The organism is Vibrio profundum (assembly GCF_050337555.1).
In the GTDB taxonomy this organism is placed as follows: domain Bacteria; phylum Pseudomonadota; class Gammaproteobacteria; order Enterobacterales; family Vibrionaceae; genus Vibrio; species Vibrio profundum.
Map to the genome: position 1 here is coordinate 78,914 of NZ_JAKJTA010000008.1, position 18,075 is coordinate 96,988.

The window sequence follows — 18,075 nt, forward strand, 5'->3', positions numbered from 1 at the left end:
TATACCTCAGTTCTTGACTCGAATATTTGATGCTTTAGTCCCTTTGATCACCGTAACACTTGGTGCCACGTAACGTTTTCTAGGTTTTTCTTCCGGCTCATGAGGATTTCTAAGAGCCAATTGAATTTCACCTTTGCTTTTCGCCGTTAGCAATTTTTCAGCGTCTTTCGGGGTAACTTCCAACGTTACTGCTCGAACAATAATTGGTTTGTTTTCTTGAGTTTTAGCCGTTTGGTCTACAGCCAGTACCTTAATATCTTTTAGGACAGTAGAGGTTCTAGCGGAGCGTTCGCTGTATTTCACCGTGCTTAAAATGTCGACTTTATTACCCGGTAATAGGAAACCCGCTACGCCAATAACATCATTGACCCGAATAGTGACGGCGCGTTTGTTTTCCGAAATTAAAGAAGCCAACGTCGAGCCTTCTCCTGGTACGGCAACGCGCAGTGGGTGCACGATCTCACCTTTATATATGTAGGTTTGGGAAACCTTGCCTAGCACTTCATCAGGCAACCCAAACTGATCGTCGTTGCGCCAATCTTTCTCTAACAGCTTAGTTGTTAAATATTGATCATCGATGACCGTCCCCGCTGGAATATCTTGGGCAGCAACCACTACGGGCTCTCGCTCAACGACTTCGACTTCAACTTGGGGCTGAACTTGACTATCCATCCATTGCTTAGCGAAAAATACTGCACCTAAACCAAAGATAATGGACAACAAGAATAGTAAAATCGCTTGATTCCTACTCACCTTGCACCTCCTCCTTTACCGTCCGCGGTAAAGTAAACCTCCCATGCTCTAGAAACTATTTCGGGAGTAATGATTGGATCCGTCTCTTCAAATGCAATGATGTCACGACTAATACCTATCATGTCCTTTGGTAGGCATGGATAGAAACCAACACTATGCTGACGGTGTAACTGGAACAACATATCAAAAACGGGTTGAGCAAGAGAAAGCTTACGACCGCTCGCCACCTTTTCCCAAAGCGCTTTATATTCATGATCTTCTAAAGGGTAGAACTGGATTTTGTAGCCAAGTCGGCGTAAAAAAGCCGGGTCGGCAATAGACTCAGGATCTAAGTTACTGGAAAAGGCTAAAGTCAAAATAAATGGAATCGTGACCTGCTGACCATTTGGCAATGCAAGGTGGTCATAGAAATACTCCATCGGGACGATCCAACGGTTCAACAAGGTATCCACAGGCATGGGCTGTCGCCCCAAATCATCAATGATAAAAATGCCATTGTTGGCCATCATTTGCAGAGGGGCTATCCAGACTCGGTTATGTTCAGTATGGTTGACCTCCAACATATCCATCGTGAGCTCACCACCCACCTGAATACTCGGTCGCTCACATAGCGACCAACGCCTATCAAACTGATCTTTAAAAATAAAGCTATTTTCATCGTCTGGGCGAGTCAGTTTTTTATGATGCTGAGGAGAGAAAACCTTGATGATATTACCCGCAGCATAAACAGAATAAGGGATATATACCGAGGTATTGAGGGAGTTTAAAATCCGAGTAGCGACGAAAGTTTTACCGGTACCTGCATCTCCATATAGAAGCAGGGCACGGCCAGAGTTGATCGCAGGTCCAATCACGCCAATTAATCGGCTTGCGCCATAAACCTCTTTCAAGGCATGGGTCACGTCTTTTTTGGTCACCACGCGAGTACGAACGTCTTGCTCTTTCACCATCGCATCGTAGTCGGATAAAGACACAGGAGCCGGCCCTAAATAAGCATCTTTGACAAACGCCATATCCGCATCTTGCATACCAGATGCAGATAACGCGTATCGAATACTCGCCGGCGTCCCCTGCCCCTGATTGCCAAATGAGCTAGTTGATGCCTGAAAAACCTCAATTTTAGATTTTTTTCTCAGGTCACCCAGCATTTCTTCAATCAGGTGACTATTAATGCCCATCGCGCGAGTGAGTTCAAGGATATCGGACTTGGGCGCTGCAGCTACATGCTTAATCAGCAAGTTTTCCATCACCACCTTAGGCACACCCAGAGCTTCAAAAGAGGTCGGCACCTTTGGCGCATCAGCTTGAGGTGTCAACTCTTCTCTATGTAGTCCTTGTTGATACGCCGCCGTCATAGAGACTCCCTGTCTAAAACGTATTCGTCTAAAAATACTGCTGCAGTGCAAGCCCTATGGTAACGATTGGAGCAAAAGGCATTCTAAGCTTATCTGCTAACTGTTTGTCTGAACTTCCCTTGTTTATTGCTCCCGCTCCTGAAGCAATAAGAGAATATTTGGTTAGAGTAAGTTTGGCCGATTCTGGCCGTTCTGCCAGTCTAATTAACGCATAAAATACGCCGACTACAACGGTGGCAATTCCTATCCAATACGCAGCATCCAATAATTGCCCCCAACCGATAATAAAACCGACTACACCCAGCAACTTAACGTCACCTGGTGCCATTGCACGGATACAGTAGAGAACAAAAGAACAAATAAACATCACTACAGCTCCAGCCAAAGCAGCGAAAAGAAGAGGCATTGGTGTACTGGACAAGGATTTGTCAATTAGAGATAGACATAAAACTAACAGAAGCATGTAGTTGGGGATCCTGTGCTCCCGTGCATCTGACACGGAAATCACAAAAAGCCCCAACCAGATAAGGTAGTAAGTGACATGTAGATGAATCATCGGCCATCCAATCTAGCTATCCAATATAAATTGCTAAAATAGAGAATCGAACTCGGTGCTTAATATGCCGCTATAACCAGCAAAGAACACCGCCAGTCCACCAACTAGCAAACCAGCTCCAACGACATATTCCACCGTCGTTAAGCCTTCTTCATCTTTTATAAATTGAATTGTATTTTTTATGTAGTTTTTCATTATCCGTCCCCCCAAAAACTATGTTACCGTTTCGTTTTATACTTGAATTAACGTATAATTCTTATAAAACGAACCAGTAACATAAATAGTAGACGGTTAGTAAGATTTTGCTCTATTTTTACTAAGCAAATATTGAGGTCAATTCTGTTTGTAGTGTAGTACCAAATGCGGTAAATAGACCCGCAAGTCCGGTTACCAGTAAGCCTGCGCCTACAACATACTCAACTACCGTTAGTCCTTCTTCGTCTTGAAAAAATGCTTGAACGTTTGCTATAAATGTATTCATGTTTAGGTCTCCTTCCTATGGACTGCAATTTCAGTGAATTGCTTACCCTTTAATTTAGAGATTTCTACCGGCATAGGTTAGGATTTTTCTACTGAGTTTTTGCACTTTTTTGCGTTGCTCATCACGAATATTTTATTTTTAAGCGTGATATAACCGCAGAAATTTAACAGAAAGAGAAATATTCGAGTCTCACTCGTTTTTCTAGCTTCTTTATATCCATCTGCTTTTTAATACATTTTAATAACACTTCTCTCCGATATCGCTATAAATAAATTTACATTTATTTTCATTCTCATTTTTGATACTTGACAAGTTCACGCAAGATACAAAGTGTGACAAATATCACACTTTTATTTTACAATACCATAACAAAACTATTGACCTCGGATTTGTGATGCTGGTTTCCCTCTCAACCCATACATCTTGAACTTTCTTTCGCTTCGCCTAACCTGAAAAAGATGACTTGTTATGGAGAACAAGCAAAATTAAATGGATGTTTTACACACTGGCCACTGGATAGGTAAATCCATCTCTTTCATTCCGAAAGACGCTTTATATGATATCGAACAATACTTTCATATTGTTGAAAGTGGTCATGATGTCTCCGTTTTGAGTGAGCCGGATATTGAGTTCTGCTTTTTCTTTTTAGATTCAGAGCAAAACAACGCCCTGTTTCTAACTGCGGTGAAAATGTGCCAAAATTTAAATAAGCATTTGATTTTAATTCACAATGGCGTCATTTCTGACGACATAGTACAATTAGATATTGTCATTGAGCATTTTGACCTAAATAGCCGCTCGGCACTGGCTTGGGCACAAGCTCTTAGTCAGCACATTCATTACAAGTTCACCAAACATCAAGAAGTCATCGAAATTCACCGCAATGAACCTCAACTTAGTCGACAAAAAATCAGTAAGAACCTGTTAGAAATTTTGAGGTATATCGAATTAAACCTATCTAAAACAATAAAAGAAGAAGATATTGCAGATTATTGCCACTATTCGGTTACCTATTTTTCCAAAGTATTCCATAGTTCAGTAGGGATGAGTTTTCGAGACTACTTAACAACAAAGCGTATCTCACTTGCCAAACAAATGCTTATAGATGACAAAAAATCAAAAATCGCTGTGATCGCCTACCAGTGCGGTTATAAAGATGTGTCTTACTTTTCTAGAATTTTCAAGAAAAAAACGGGAGTTAGTCCAGGAGTTTTCCGGCAAATACACTAACAAGATCACTCAATTGATCGAATCTAATGGTTTACTCTTTCCTGTACCAAATCGACCTGTTAGAGTTAACACTCTATTAACAATATAAAAATTATGAATATTTATCAATGACGTGGAGTTTGAGAATGATTCAGCCTAGTGAAATCAGCCAATCAACGGCGACCACCACAGTACCTACACCGAATGAGATGATCTTAAAGTGGGCTGATGAAAGGCCAAACGAGGTATACCTAAAGCAAATAACGAACCGCCAATTTGTTGAGTACACCTACTATGAGGTTGCCGAGAAAGCACTGAAATTGGCAACGGCTTTGAAAAAGTTGGGCGCACAGCCAAGAGACAAAATCGCATTGGTATCAAAGAACTGCGCGGAGTGGTTTATTTGCGACTTGGCCATGATGCTAGGTGACTACGTTAGCGTCCCTATTTTCCCTACCGCTAGCAGCGATAGCATCGAATACTGTGTCCAACATAGTGAATGTAAGATATTGATTGCCGGTAAATTAGATAATTCAAAGCATATTGAATCCGTGTTAGCGGCCCTACCTGATCTTATTAGTATCTCTCTTCCATATGACTCGGCTCCTACCTGTGATCATACTTTTTCCGATCTTATTGAAGAATCGGAACCAAGCCAAGAAAGACCTCAGCATACAGAAGATACTGTAATGTCTTTGGTGTACACCTCTGGCACATCAGGGCTACCTAAAGGCGCAATGCTCACCTATGGGGCATTTCAGTGGTCGGTTCAACGCCTGATTGATCACATAGGGATTGCGCCAAAAGACCGACTGTTTTCTTACCTTCCTCTCGCCCACATTACTGAACGTGTGTATATCTTTGGCTCTTCTATCATGGGAGGAATTCCGACTGCGTTTCCTGAGTCACTTGATACTTTTATTGAAGACGTTAAGATGCAGCGCCCGACGCTGTTTATCTCAGTGCCGAGGCTTTGGACGCTTTTCCAACAAAGAATCCAAGACAAACTTCCACAGAAGAAACTCAACATATTACTGAAGATCCCCTTCATCAATACGTTAATTAAGAAAAAGCTCGCCGATGGCCTAGGTTTAGATCAAGCACGAGTACTTGGCTGTGGCTCTGCTCCAGTGTCTCCCGCATTGCTGCAGTGGTATCACTCGGTAGGGCTAAATATTACCGAAGCTTGGGGGATGACAGAGTCATTCGCTTACAGCACGATCAACTATCCTTTCCGCGGTGACAAAATTGGTAGCGTTGGTCAAGCAGGTCCGGGTATTGACATCAAAATAGCCCAAGATGGTGAAATAATGGTTCACAGTAAAGGGATGTTCTCTGGCTATTATAAAAATGATATTGCGACCCAAGATTCATTCGATAGCAAAGGTTGGTTGCATACCGGTGACATTGGTACAGTAGATGATGATGGTTACCTTACAATCCAAGGCCGTAAAAAGGATACGTTTAAGACCGCGAAAGGCAAATTTGTTGCCCCTGTACCAATTGAAAGCAAGTTATTTGAATACAGCCGAGTCGAGATGATGTGTTTGATTGGTCTTGGTTTACCCGGCCCAATCTTATTGGTTGTGCCACATGAGTTCCCAGATTTCGATCGTGAAAGGTATGAACGATCCACTACGCGCGTGGTAGAGAAGATGAACTCACAACTTGAATCCCATGAGCGTATTCAAGGGGTACTGATGATTAAAGAACCGTGGAGTATCGACAACGGTGTTCTAACTCCGACACTCAAAATTAAGCGCCACATACTAGAACAGAAGTATCATGAAATTGGCCAAAATTGGCCTAAGAACCAATTGGTTGCTTGGGAAGAATAGAAGCCAACAACTATAGGCATTAATTAAATAGACAGCTAGATAGAAGCATTAAAAAACCCTCGAGTAAATAATTACTACGAGGGTTTTATCAAAAGCTAAAAGTTAGCACTTAGAAGTAATTACTTCTTCGCTTTCTCTTCTTTAACTTTAGCAATAACTTCTTCAGCAACGTTAGTTGGACATGGTGCGTAGTGTGCGAACTCCATAGAGAACTGACCACGACCAGAAGTAATTGTACGTAGGTGACCAATGTAACCAAACATCTCAGAAAGAGGGATGTCTGCTTGAACACGAACACCAGTTACGCCAGCAAGTTGATCTTTGATCATGCCACGACGACGGTTAAGGTCACCGATAACATCACCAACGTGATCGTCTGGAGTAAATACGTCAACTGCCATGATAGGTTCAAGTAGTTGAGCACCCGCTTTAGGGATAGATTGACGGAATGCACCTTTCGCTGCGATTTCAAATGCGATTGCAGATGAATCCACTGCGTGGAAGCCACCATCAAATAGTTCAACTTCAACATCAAGAACAGGGAATCCAGCAAGAACACCCTCATCCATCATAGATGAGAAACCTTTCTCTACTGCAGGCCAGAATTCTTTCGGTACGTTACCACCAACAACTGATGAGCTAAACGTAAAGCCAGAGTTAGGCTCGCCAGGCTTGATACGGTAATCAATCTTACCGAACTGACCAGAACCACCAGACTGTTTCTTATGCGTGTAGCTATCTTCAACTTCTTTCGTGATAGTTTCACGGTAAGCAACTTGAGGAGCACCAACAGTAAGATCTACGCCGTAAGTACGCTTAAGGATATCTACTTTGATATCTAAGTGCAGCTCACCCATACCGCGAAGGATTGTTTCACCAGTCTCTTCATCAGTATTAACTTTGAACGTTGGATCTTCAGCAACCATTTTACCGATCGCGATACCCATTTTCTCAGAACCGCCTTTATCTTTTGGCGATACAGCAATTGAGATTACTGGTTCTGGGAATACCATAGGCTCAAGCGTGATTTCGTCTTTAGGATCACATAGAGTGTGACCAGTTTGAACGTTCTTCATACCTACGATAGCGATGATGTCACCAGCTTGTGCAGAAGTCAGTTCTTTACGCTCATCCGCTTGCATCTCAACCATACGGCCAACACGCTCTGTTTTACCTGTGAACGAGTTAAGGATGGTGTCACCCTTGTTCAAAGTACCAGAGTAGATACGTACGAACGTCAACGCGCCAAAACGGTCATCCATGATTTTGAATGCTAACGCTTTGAAAGTTTCTTCAGTAGAAACAAGTGCGTGTCTGCCAGTTTCTTCGCCTTCTTCATTCATTAGAGGTTGAGGATCAACTTCTGTTGGTGAAGGTAGGTAATCAACAACAGCATCAAGAATTAACTGAATGCCCTTGTTTTTAAATGCTGAACCACAGTACGTTGGGAAGAAGTCCATTGTACGAGTACCCTTACGGATACATTCTTTAAGTTGCTCAATAGTTGGCTCTTCGCCTTCCATGTAAGCTTCCATTAGGTCGTCGTCCTGCTCAACGGCAGTCTCAACTAGCATTTCACGGTATTCTTCTACTTGATCAACCATGTCCGCAGGAACATCTTGAACTGTGTAGCGCTCTGGAAGACCTGAGTCATCCCAAACGTATGCTTTACGGCTTAGAAGGTCTACAACACCAACGAAATCTTCTTCGATACCGATAGGTAGAACCATAACTAGTGGGTTAGCACCTAGTACGTCTTGAGTTTGCTTAACTACACGGTAGAAGTCAGCACCCATACGGTCTAGTTTGTTAACGAAGATGATACGTGCAACTTCTGATTCGTTCGCGTAACGCCAGTTAGTTTCTGACTGAGGCTCAACACCGCCAGAACCACAGAATACACCGATACCGCCATCAAGTACTTTTAGTGAACGGTATACTTCAACTGTGAAGTCAACGTGTCCAGGAGTATCGATAACGTTGAAACGGTGCTTATCCCAGAAGCAACTTACTGCTGCTGACTGAATAGTAATACCGCGCTCAGCTTCCTGTTCCATAAAGTCGGTAGTTGATTCGCCATCATGAACTTCACCAGTTTTGTGGATCTGACCAGTTAGCTTCAGGATACGTTCAGTGGTAGTTGTTTTACCCGCATCAACGTGCGCGAAAATACCAATGTTTCTGTATTTCGATAAATCTGCCATTGTCTTACTCTGTTAATAGGATATAAATTGCGCGCAGAGTATACCACAATCCGTAAAGACTGATAGCTTGTTTCTACGCCGAAAAAGAAAAAACTTGCTTTAGAAATAACACACCTAACAGAATGGTCCATTTTGACTCAACATTCCCATATTATTTCTGATCTTACGTGCTATCTTTGAGCATAGCGATGGTAACTACCCATAACTATTCATGGTTTCGAGATTGATTAATATTACAGTTCATCAAAGGCTTGTATTGCCTCTGAGAGTTTTTTTACCGCGTGGATCTGCATGCCATCAATCCCATTTTTTGGCATGTTCGCAGCGGGAACAATCGCCTTTTTAAATCCATGCTTAAAGGCTTCCATCAACCTTTCTTGTCCACTCGGCACCGGACGTATTTCACCCGCTAACCCCACTTCACCAAACACAACCACATCTTTCGCTAGCGGCCTATCTTTGAAGCTAGAAAGCAATGCCATGACTAACGCAAGGTCGACACCGGTTTCCGTAACTTTAACGCCGCCAACCACATTCACAAACACATCTTGATCGGCCATTTGTAACCCGCCATGCTTGTGCAGCACAGCCAATAACAAAGAAAGACGGTTTTGATCTAAGCCCACTGCAACTCGTCTCGGGTTCGCCAGTTGGGAGTAATCGACTAACGCTTGAATTTCAACGAGCAGAGGACGAGTCCCTTCCCAAATCACGACTACCGAGCTACCCGAGGTTTCTTCTTCACCACGAGATAAGAAAATAGCAGAAGGGTTGCTCACTTCACGCAGTCCTTGCCCTGTCATGGCAAAGACGCCCAGTTCATTTACGGCACCAAAACGGTTTTTATGGCTTCTCAGGGTTCTAAAACGGCTATCGCTGCCACCATCCAGTAGCACAGAGCAGTCAATAATATGCTCCAACACTTTAGGGCCTGCCAGTGTGCCGTCTTTAGTTACGTGGCCAACAATAAATACCGCGACGTTATTTTGTTTGGCATAGCGCGTTAAAGCTGTCGCTGATTCTCTTACCTGAGAAACGCTGCCTGGGGAAGATTGTACATCGGCAACATGCATGACCTGAATCGAATCAATCACCATAATCTTGGGTTGTTCTTGCTCAGCAATTTGGCAGATGGTATCGACGTTGGTTTCTGACAGCATCTTGAGGTGCTCTTTCGGCAAGCCTAACCTCGATGCCCGCATCGCCACTTGCTGTAATGATTCTTCGCCTGTTACATACAAAGTCGGCATTTGCCCCGACAACAAGCACATCGCTTGTAAGAGCAACGTGGATTTACCCGCTCCGGGATTACCGCCTATCAGTACCGCAGCCCCAGGAACAATACCGCCTCCCAGAACTCTATCTAATTCTTTAAAACCACTGCTGAAGCGAGGAACCTCTTGCAGGTCAATATCAGATAATACCTGAACTTTTGCTTCCGTCGCCGCACCCGCATAACCAGCTAAGCGTTCGTTCCTTGCGACAGAAGGAGAAGCCGCCAGCCGAACTTCAGTGATCGTATTCCACGCGCCGCAAGCATTGCACTGCCCTTGCCAGCGAGGAAAATCTGCGCCACAGTCGTTGCAGACGTATGCACGTTTTGCTTTAGCCATGAATCCTTAAACTCTAACTCTGTGACCTATAATCATTTTTGCTGGTTTCTACCAAAGATTGAGTTGCTAACCAGAAACTTTCAGCCAAACTTATAATTAAAGAAGTAGGTGTATAGGTCGATTCAATATTAACTCATTACTGTAGCAGAATAATATGCAGGAATCTGAAATTCTCTCGTTGGCAGAAAAGCTGATACCAGCCTTTCGCTCTGAAGATCTTGATTACCTTTTAACCAAGGTAACAGAGGGGGAACACCCTTCAGTCAAGCTTCTGGTAAAAATGGAACTGAACAAGCTCATGGCTCCCTGTGCTAAGAGCCTAGATTTGCGTGGTCGCGTACAGGGTGAATGTCGAGAATACGAATTAGATGGCCGTAAGCATTGGTTAGATGATGTGGCATTCAATGAGTATCACAAAGGCACGCAAAAATATGGCGGCTACACAGAGGGAGTCTGGACTGCACTGTGTAATACACGTAACAATTTTCGGGTAATGCAGCAACGAGGCATAGGTAGAGGAGATTCTCTCACTAGTGCTGATAGTCCTTTTGAAACTGAACCAATCACCTTAGGTTTCGATTTAAAACGGCGTGAAAACCGACTGCTATTTACCTCTCAAGTGGAGATGTTACTACCCACTCGTCAAACGGTTCATGGCGTCAGTGTCGATTTATCTCCTTCCGGGGGGCGGTTTAAAGTGCCCGCAGCCTTCAAATATAAGCAAGGTGAAGTTCTAAACATCCTGTTTTCTGAGCTAAGTAAAAAGAGCAAAATTATTGGACTAGAAGACCCAATCCAATATCGAATTGTTGGTGTAGACGATAGCTACGAAAATGACGCGGTCAAATACCTGCGTGTACTCAAAATTTCTGAGAACGATGCCATTCAACAGGTAATTGAAGAGTCACTGCAGGATCGTTCACAAAAAAGCCGTCAGGACAATCAAGATAAAGTCATTCGAGCCAAAACTCGATGCTATGAACACGCATTTTTAAAAAATACCTGTAACCTCCCAATCCTGTTCAATGAAGACACGCTGAAACTGGTATTGATCTCTGACAACAACCACCCCATTTGGCAATATTGGCACGACGAGCTCAACCAACAAAATCTAACGGGGTTATTCAGCCCACAGCGCATGCGGCGTCTGTTGGACTCTCAATCTCGCTCCACAACCCATACCATATACACGTTCCAACATGCCCACCAAGGGAAGAAGCTCTATTTTTCCATGATTGATTCAGAGGCCTCGCCTGAGCACATCAAACTGTTTTGGCATGTTGGGGCTAAAAAAGACACGTGGCGTGCCTTTCGCTTTTCTCTGTTTGAGTTAGCAGAACACGAACGTACCGCTCTACATCAACACTCCGATGAACTGGCGTTAACCACAGAAAACCTGACTCACTATGGGATCTTGCAAGAAATCGCGAATGGTAATGAAGGTTCTGAATATTTAGAAATAGACAAACCTCGTCTTACCAGCAAAGACTTGAATGCCTTCCGGCAGACCCGTAATACCACCATCAATCCCACGTGCTTGTATTTTGATTCTCAAGCTCGCCGTAAAGATACCCGCTATCAATATCGTACAAAAATATCTTTGATGCATGGACAAGATCACGGCCGAGGCTTCACCGCCGATTTTTCCAAGCACGGACTAAACGTCAAACTTGCGGCACCGATGGAATTAAAAGCTGAAGACTCATGCGATGTAACTTTCATCGACTTACAAGAGCACGATAAAAAGCTCGCGCTTAGTAATATCCCTTATAAGGTCATTCGTATCTCAGAGAAAGGCACCTGCGTGCATCTGGCAATTGAAGACAATAGTCACACCACGAAGACCGTATCCTTTCTAAGCCGCTTGATTGAATACAACCAAAAGAAATTGGTGGTCCTCAAAGAGATTGTGCCAACGAATGAGTTACTGGAAGGTATGCATGACGTGCTCATGGATAAATTAGTGAGCGCACCTATCTTTATCGATAAAAAAAATGGCAGCTTACGCCCAGTCGCCATTGGGGTGAATTATCCTCTTGATCGCTACCTCGGACTGTTTGCCAAATTAGGCCACGAGCAACGTTTCTCATTAGAGCCCATCTTTAAAGGGCGTACTAACACCTTGTTAGCAACCCCGATGAAACATAACGAAGGGGCAGAGCCTCAATATCATGATATTTACATCTCGATTGTTAAGTTTAACGACCGTATTCAATCTTATGAATCTGAACTGAGTAGTGAATTTTACAGCAACCATGATCGTATCCACTTTATTCAGAAAGCTCTCGTCACGGGAGAGTTCTATGCGATGCGGATTTCAGGCGTTCCCATCTTTGAACCCTACGCCAAGCTCATGAAAGAGGATTTACTGGAACTATCGCAAGTGAGCCAACACCAAGCTCGCAACCTTGAGAAAGAAATCTCCGGTATTCTTGGTTATGGTGAGCTTGTCGATGTCACCGCAGAGGTTATAGCTCGGCTAGGCGTGGACGTCGAAAATAGTTAGCTGTGCAACGTTCATCATATAGAGTTCGCCATGCCAAAAGGCGAACCGCACTCCCACCCACCATTGACTCTTCGCGCTGATGTCAGAACAAGCGATATATCAGCGCGGCTAGGTTAGCCTCTGCCCCACTAATCTAAGAGCTTACCGGCGAATTTAATATCTGCCAGCTCGATTTATTTCTCTTTACCAGTCCAGCCGACAAAATGCAGAGCACGCCACCTAGATTCGCGTGGCGAACGGCAGATTGTGCTTGGCGCTGCACTTTTTCTTTTGCATGATAGGCGACGCCAAAGCCAGCAGCTTCCATCATAATCAGATCGTTAGCACCATCTCCAACCGCAACCGTATTGTCGGCCTCAATGCCAAATTCAGTGGCCAAAGATTTTAAAATGTCCGCTTTGGTTTGCGCCGAGACAATCTCTCCAAGTACTTTGCCTGTTAGTTTCCCGTGCTCAATGTCCAATTGATTGGCACTCGCATGATCTAAGCCCAATTGCGATTTTAGATGCTCAGAGAAATAACTAAAACCACCAGAGGCCAGAGCCACTTTCCAGCCATAATGTTGCAATGCATAAACCAACATCTGGGCTTCTTCCATCAAAGGTAGGGATTCTCTTACTTCATCCAATATAGAAACATCTGCTCCTTGCAACGCGGCAACTCTAGAAATAAGGCTTTGACTAAAATCCAACTCTCCTTGCATCGCTCGCTCCGTAACCTCAGCGACTTGCTCCCCAACACCTGCCAATTTGGCAATTTCATCGATACACTCGACCTTAATTAAAGTTGAATCCATATCGAAGACAATCACTCCGGGACTAGAAAGGTCAGCGACCTCTGTAAGGTTGGCGTAGTCAATGCCCGTTTGTTCAAGCAACGTCAGTTGCTTTGTTGACATACCTCCTGCCAACAGCGCCACTTCATATCGCCCTACTTTCCACACCTCAAGGATTCGACAAACTTCACCAGCGTACCCTGAGTCGGATTGAGACGACAATTGCGCCACGAGGTCCGTCGGCAGAGCGTCTGCATACACCACCCAATTTGCGATATCGGAAGAGATTACATCAGCAACACTCGGTAATAAAAACCGAGACACCAACGAGCTAGGCCTGTGAATTTCAAAACTTTTTAACTTTTCCATAAGGTATAATCCATACTAAAGGTTAACTACAGTAAACCTATTGCAAATTAAAAACGCAAGATTCAATATGGATCACCAATGAAAAAGGCAACTCAGGCATAGTATGAAATCGTCTCTCTTTTCTTTTCGCGTCACCGTTAAAGCTATCGCGATGATTTCTTTGTTGATCATGGTGTCGATCATTGCGGTCAATAGTGTCAAAATCACCAAAAGCAATGAACAGATTCAAGCAAACCAAATAGAGACGCTAACTAAGGTATTGATTTCACAAGCAGCGCTATCGGCAAGTGACATGGTTGTGCAGCAAGATCAAGAAGGGCTAAAACAACTGGCAAATCACCTCACTGAAAATAAGCTGGTTTTTGACGCGACCATTTATGATTCAGAAGGCGTTAAACTGGCAGCCAGCGACCACGCTCTCTCGGTTCGAGACATATTAGGTTTGGATACTCCGCTTGCAACCGCAAGAATTGGCCGCCAGCAATTGGTTGCCCCGATTTATCAAGATAACAGCATTATTGGCTTTGTTCGGATCACATTTGAAACTGGAAAGTTAACCGCTATCTCAGATCATTTTTATCGAAAAAGCGATCGATATATGTATTCAATGGTACTGATGAGTTTTACCGCAGGCGCGCTACTCATGCTCTTGCTGCTACGCAATCGACGTTATAAGGGAGAGAACCTTCTGCTAAGAAATGTCGATTCACATCGTGAGAATTAATAACGCCGCAGCTTAGTCTAAACACGGAATGAAGATCGGACATTAAGCACTTGAATTAAAAGTTGGAATAAAACAATTCTACATAAAAAGAAGGCCGCTCAATCGAGCGGCCTTCTTTTCTCAGATAAATACTTATAGGAAGTTAATTCCGTAATCCATCTTAGATGTAGAGAAGTAGCTTGCTAAGCTTTGACCGATGTCCGCAAAGCTATCGCGTTTACCTAATGAACCCGCTGGGACTTTTTTGCCGTATACAATCACTGGGATATGTTCCCGTGTATGATCAGAGCCCGGCCAAGTTGGATCGCAGCCGTGATCAGCGGTCAAAATAAGAACATCGTCTTCTTCCATAATTTCAAGCACTTCGTTGATGCGTCCATCAAAGTATTCCAGTGCAGCCGCATAACCTGCAACATCACGACGGTGACCGTACGCTGAATCAAAATCAACAAAGTTAGTGAAAACAATGGTGTTGTCGCCCGCTTGCTGAATTTGCTCTAAAGTCGCCTCAAACAAAGCTGGAATGCCAGTTGCTTTGACTTTCTTAGTGATACCACAGTTGGCGTAAATATCGGCGATTTTTCCGATAGAGACGACGTTACCTTGTTTTTCCTCAACCAACTTTTGTAAGACGGTCGTGGCTGGCGGCTCAACAGAAAGATCGCGACGGTTACCCGTACGTGCAAATTCACCTTTGCCCGCACCAATGAATGGTCGAGCAATCACGCGGCCTATGTTGTAATCTGCCAACTCTTCACGTGTGATCTGACATAATTCCAACAGCTTATCCAAGCCAAATGTTTCTTCGTGGCAAGCAATTTGGAATACCGAATCCGCCGACGTATAGAAGATAGGTAGACCCGTCTTCATATGCTCTTCACCTAAGTCATCTAACACTTGAGTTCCTGAAGCATGGCAGTTACCTAAAAAACCAGATAAACCTGCACGTTCAAGAATCCGATCCGTTAACTCTTTCGGAAAACTGTTTTCTCTATCCGTGAAGTAGCCCCAGTCAAACAGCACAGGTACACCTGCGATTTCCCAGTGGCCTGAAGGCGTATCTTTACCAGACGACAATTCAGCCGCATGACCATAGGCACCAATCACTTCACTGTCACCATCCATTCCAGCGGCTAAACGGCCTGTCGACTCTTTATGCGCCATCGCTAAACCTAACTTAGAAAGGTTAGGTAAACGCAGTGGCCCCTGTCGATCCGCATTATCGGCTAAGCCTTGCTCACAACGCTCGGCAATGTGCCCAAAAGTATCGGCACCGACATCGCCAAATTTATCCGCATCTGCAGTTTCGCCAATTCCAAAGGAATCTAACACTAAAATAAACGCTCTTTTCATTGCTCTTTCCACCGGTTCTCGTTATACGTCTTCCGCTCGGATTTGACGGTATACATCTGGGGTTTGTTTATAGTCACCACCAATTGTGATGGCATCTTGTAATGCTTGCGCCGCTTCGGCCCATTGCGCTTCACTGCGTGCATGGATAACAGCCAAAGGCTTGCTCTCATCGGCAACCTCACCTAAGCGTATAAAGTTATCAAAGCCAACAGCGTAATCAATATTGTCTGTCGCAACTCGGCGACCCCCGCCCATTGTCACGACAGCCATACCAATCGCGCGAGTATCCATGGCCGATACCACACCCAATTCTTGGGCATAAACTGGCTTGATAAACTCAGCCTTCTCTAGATAATTATCGTAGTTTTCTACGAAGTCTGCTGGACCGCCCAAGCCTGCGACCATTTTACTAAAACATTGAGCTGCTTTGCCGCTGTCGAGTGCAGACATCAACTGATCTCTCGCCTGCTCAGTGCTATCGGCCAGTTTACCCAACACCAACATTTCTGCGCACAGAGCAAGAGTCACTTCTAGCAAACGAGGGTTACGATATTCTCCCGTGAGAAATTGCACCGCTTCACGCACTTCAAGCGCGTTACCCGCTGACGAAGCTAAGACCTGATTCATATCCGTTAGGATGGCGGTGGTTTTCGTTCCCGCTCCATTCGCCACTGCGACAATCGATTTCGCCAGCTGCTCCGATGCTACGTAGGTCGGCATAAATGCGCCCGTGCCTACCTTCACATCCATTACTAAAGAATCAAGCCCTGCAGCAAGCTTCTTGGACAAAATTGATGCCGTGATCAGAGAAATATTGTCAACGGTCGCGGTGATATCACGCGTGGCATAAACTCTCTTGTCGGCTGGAGCCAAATCGCCAGTTTGACCAATAATCGCCACACCTGCTTGCTTCGTAACATCGCCAAAGATCTCATTGCTCGGGGTAATATTATAGCCTGGGATTGATTCCAGTTTGTCGAGAGTACCACCAGTATGCCCAAGGCCTCGGCCGGAGATCATAGGTACAAAGCCACCACACGCAGCCACTATCGGGCCTAACATCAGTGACGTCACGTCACCCACACCACCAGTGGAATGCTTATCCACCACTGGTCCGGAGAACTCCATATGAGACCAATCAATCACCATGCCGGAATCACGCATTGCACATGTCAATGCGATCCGCTCGGGCATCGTCATTTCGTTGAAGTAGGTAGCCATAGCAAACGCCGCGATTTGTCCCTCGGATACCGAGTTATTCGCCACGCCTTGAATAAAGAATTGAATTTCTTCCGAGGTCAACACCTCGTTATCGCGTTTTTTCCGGATAATTTCTTGAGGTAAATACATTAGTCCTCCCAGGCTAAGTCGCCTTGGTATATAGGGTAAGAGGTATACGGAGCAGTCGGTACTGCTCCGCCAGACAGGTCAAGAAAGATTAGTAAGCTGCTGGATCAGCAATCTTGTCTGTTACTTCTAACGTATTTAAAAGGTTAGTTAGTAGGCTCGATGCACCAAAGCGATAGTGCATGTTGTCAGCCCACTCTGCTCCCAAAAGGTCGTCAGCCATCGCAAGATATTGAGCAGCATCTTCAGCAGTACGAACGCCGCCTGCGGGTTTAAAACCAACGGTCTTAGCTACGCCCATATCACGAATGACTTCCAGCATCATGCGTGCGAATTCTGGTGTTGCATTGACTGGCACTTTACCTGTAGAGGTTTTAATAAAGTCAGCGCCTGCTTCAATACAGATTTGAGAAGCTTTTTTAATCAACGCTTCTTCTTTCAATTCACCTGTTTCAATGATGACTTTTAGCAGTACGTCACCACAAGATTGTTTACATTGCTTAACCAACTCGAAGCCAACTTGTTCATTACCTGCCATTAATGCGCGGTAAGGGAAAACTACATCAACTTCATCAGCACCGTAGGCAACCGCCGCTTTAGTTTCGGCAACGGCAATGTCGATATCATCGTTACCATGTGGGAAATTGGTCACCGTCGCAATGCGCACTTCAGGTGTGCCTTGCTCACGTAAGGTTTTCTTCGCAATCGGAACAAAACGTGGGTAGATGCATACTGCTGCTGTAGTACCGACTGCGGTTTTTGCATTGCGACAAAGCGCGATCACTTTCTCATCAGTGTCGTCTTCGTTTAGAGTCGTTAGATCCATCAGTTGTAAGGCACGTAACGCTGCTGCTTTTAAATCGCTCATTTCTTTCTCCGATCAATTCAATAATGTTTATTACGACAAACTCAGGCTTCAGAGCGCATTAAATTTGTCATCAATTATGAACGGACTTGGTTCCTTGAAGAATCACTACGATAAGTAGTCATCA

Annotated in this window: 15 protein-coding genes; 4 read left to right on the forward strand and 11 right to left on the reverse strand. The window is 44.3% G+C overall.

The window, feature by feature from the left end:
* Nucleotides 1-6 precede the first annotated feature (6 nt).
* The 5 genes from cpaB to L4C34_RS09130 all read right to left on the reverse strand — a co-directional run bounded on the left by cpaB (nt 7) and on the right by L4C34_RS09130 (nt 3,145).
* The gene (cpaB, locus tag L4C34_RS09110; protein ID WP_428789034.1) at nt 7-753 is read right to left on the reverse strand and encodes a Flp pilus assembly protein CpaB; all 747 of its coding nucleotides are present in this window, start codon (nt 751-753) and stop codon (nt 7-9) included.
* Entirely contained in the window at nt 750-2,108 is a 1,359-nt protein-coding gene (locus L4C34_RS09115; protein WP_428789035.1) for a DUF8689 domain-containing protein, read from the reverse strand. The genes cpaB and L4C34_RS09115 overlap by 4 nt, the downstream gene beginning before the upstream one ends.
* Nucleotides 2,109-2,136: 28 nt before the next feature.
* The gene (locus L4C34_RS09120) at nt 2,137-2,664 is read right to left on the reverse strand and encodes a prepilin peptidase (protein ID WP_428789036.1); all 528 of its coding nucleotides are present in this window, start codon (nt 2,662-2,664) and stop codon (nt 2,137-2,139) included.
* A 33-nt stretch (nt 2,665-2,697) separates the two neighbouring features.
* Nucleotides 2,698-2,859 (reverse strand): Flp family type IVb pilin, encoded by a 162-nt coding sequence (locus tag L4C34_RS09125; RefSeq protein ID WP_428789037.1) that lies wholly within the window; start codon nt 2,857-2,859, stop codon nt 2,698-2,700.
* 121 nt (nt 2,860-2,980) lie between these two features.
* Nucleotides 2,981-3,145: a Flp family type IVb pilin gene (locus L4C34_RS09130; RefSeq protein ID WP_428789038.1), complete on the reverse strand. Its 165-nt coding sequence runs from the start codon at nt 3,143-3,145 to the stop codon at nt 2,981-2,983.
* 489 nt (nt 3,146-3,634) lie between these two features.
* Here L4C34_RS09130 and L4C34_RS09135 point away from each other — a divergent pair, with 489 nt between their 5' ends.
* The gene (locus L4C34_RS09135) at nt 3,635-4,375 is read left to right on the forward strand and encodes a helix-turn-helix domain-containing protein (protein ID WP_428789039.1); all 741 of its coding nucleotides are present in this window, start codon (nt 3,635-3,637) and stop codon (nt 4,373-4,375) included.
* A 125-nt stretch (nt 4,376-4,500) separates the two neighbouring features.
* Nucleotides 4,501-6,192 (forward strand): AMP-binding protein, encoded by a 1,692-nt coding sequence (locus L4C34_RS09140; RefSeq protein ID WP_428789040.1) that lies wholly within the window; start codon nt 4,501-4,503, stop codon nt 6,190-6,192.
* 119 nt (nt 6,193-6,311) lie between these two features.
* Here L4C34_RS09140 and fusA read toward each other — a convergent pair whose 3' ends face one another.
* A complete protein-coding gene (gene fusA, locus L4C34_RS09145; protein ID WP_428789041.1) occupies nt 6,312-8,396 on the reverse strand; it encodes an elongation factor G in 2,085 nt (694 codons plus the stop codon).
* Between the two features lie 233 nt (nt 8,397-8,629).
* Nucleotides 8,630-10,009, reverse strand: coding sequence for a DNA repair protein RadA (radA, locus tag L4C34_RS09150; RefSeq protein WP_428789042.1), 1,380 nt, complete (start codon nt 10,007-10,009; stop codon nt 8,630-8,632).
* Nucleotides 10,010-10,163: 154 nt separating this feature from the next.
* Here radA and L4C34_RS09155 point away from each other — a divergent pair, with 154 nt between their 5' ends.
* On the forward strand, nt 10,164-12,515 hold the full coding sequence (locus tag L4C34_RS09155) for a PilZ domain-containing protein (RefSeq protein ID WP_428789043.1): 2,352 nt from the start codon (nt 10,164-10,166) through the stop codon (nt 12,513-12,515).
* 133 nt (nt 12,516-12,648) lie between these two features.
* Here L4C34_RS09155 and serB read toward each other — a convergent pair whose 3' ends face one another.
* Entirely contained in the window at nt 12,649-13,659 is a 1,011-nt protein-coding gene (gene serB, locus L4C34_RS09160) for a phosphoserine phosphatase (protein WP_428789044.1), read from the reverse strand.
* A gap of 103 nt (nt 13,660-13,762) precedes the next feature.
* On the opposite strand from serB, the gene L4C34_RS09165 reads away from it, so the two are divergent.
* Nucleotides 13,763-14,383, forward strand: a complete 621-nt coding sequence (locus L4C34_RS09165; RefSeq protein WP_428789045.1) for a YtjB family periplasmic protein — start codon at nt 13,763-13,765, stop codon at nt 14,381-14,383.
* 132 nt (nt 14,384-14,515) lie between these two features.
* Here L4C34_RS09165 and L4C34_RS09170 read toward each other — a convergent pair whose 3' ends face one another.
* The 3 genes from L4C34_RS09170 to deoC all read right to left on the reverse strand — a co-directional run bounded on the left by L4C34_RS09170 (nt 14,516) and on the right by deoC (nt 17,951).
* Nucleotides 14,516-15,736, reverse strand: a complete 1,221-nt coding sequence (locus L4C34_RS09170; RefSeq protein ID WP_428789046.1) for a phosphopentomutase — start codon at nt 15,734-15,736, stop codon at nt 14,516-14,518.
* Between the two features lie 21 nt (nt 15,737-15,757).
* The gene (gene deoA, locus L4C34_RS09175) at nt 15,758-17,086 is read right to left on the reverse strand and encodes a thymidine phosphorylase (RefSeq protein ID WP_428789047.1); all 1,329 of its coding nucleotides are present in this window, start codon (nt 17,084-17,086) and stop codon (nt 15,758-15,760) included.
* 88 nt (nt 17,087-17,174) lie between these two features.
* Nucleotides 17,175-17,951: a deoxyribose-phosphate aldolase gene (deoC, locus tag L4C34_RS09180; RefSeq protein WP_428789048.1), complete on the reverse strand. Its 777-nt coding sequence runs from the start codon at nt 17,949-17,951 to the stop codon at nt 17,175-17,177.
* Nucleotides 17,952-18,075 lie beyond the last annotated feature (124 nt).

Coding starts and splice junctions, on each gene's coding strand:
- L4C34_RS09120 (WP_428789036.1), bottom strand. CDS start 2,664: ATGATTCATCTACATGTCACTTACTACCTTATCTGGTTGGGGCTTTTT.
- L4C34_RS09115 (WP_428789035.1), bottom strand. CDS start 2,108: ATGACGGCGGCGTATCAACAAGGACTACATAGAGAAGAGTTGACACCT.
- L4C34_RS09155 (WP_428789043.1), top strand. CDS start 10,164: ATGCAGGAATCTGAAATTCTCTCGTTGGCAGAAAAGCTGATACCAGCC.
- radA (WP_428789042.1), bottom strand. CDS start 10,009: ATGGCTAAAGCAAAACGTGCATACGTCTGCAACGACTGTGGCGCAGAT.
- fusA (WP_428789041.1), bottom strand. CDS start 8,396: ATGGCAGATTTATCGAAATACAGAAACATTGGTATTTTCGCGCACGTT.
- L4C34_RS09135 (WP_428789039.1), top strand. CDS start 3,635: ATGGATGTTTTACACACTGGCCACTGGATAGGTAAATCCATCTCTTTC.
- L4C34_RS09170 (WP_428789046.1), bottom strand. CDS start 15,736: ATGAAAAGAGCGTTTATTTTAGTGTTAGATTCCTTTGGAATTGGCGAA.
- L4C34_RS09125 (WP_428789037.1), bottom strand. CDS start 2,859: ATGAAAAACTACATAAAAAATACAATTCAATTTATAAAAGATGAAGAA.
- deoA (WP_428789047.1), bottom strand. CDS start 17,086: ATGTATTTACCTCAAGAAATTATCCGGAAAAAACGCGATAACGAGGTG.
- L4C34_RS09130 (WP_428789038.1), bottom strand. CDS start 3,145: ATGAATACATTTATAGCAAACGTTCAAGCATTTTTTCAAGACGAAGAA.
- deoC (WP_428789048.1), bottom strand. CDS start 17,951: ATGAGCGATTTAAAAGCAGCAGCGTTACGTGCCTTACAACTGATGGAT.
- L4C34_RS09140 (WP_428789040.1), top strand. CDS start 4,501: ATGATTCAGCCTAGTGAAATCAGCCAATCAACGGCGACCACCACAGTA.
- L4C34_RS09165 (WP_428789045.1), top strand. CDS start 13,763: ATGAAATCGTCTCTCTTTTCTTTTCGCGTCACCGTTAAAGCTATCGCG.
- serB (WP_428789044.1), bottom strand. CDS start 13,659: ATGGAAAAGTTAAAAAGTTTTGAAATTCACAGGCCTAGCTCGTTGGTG.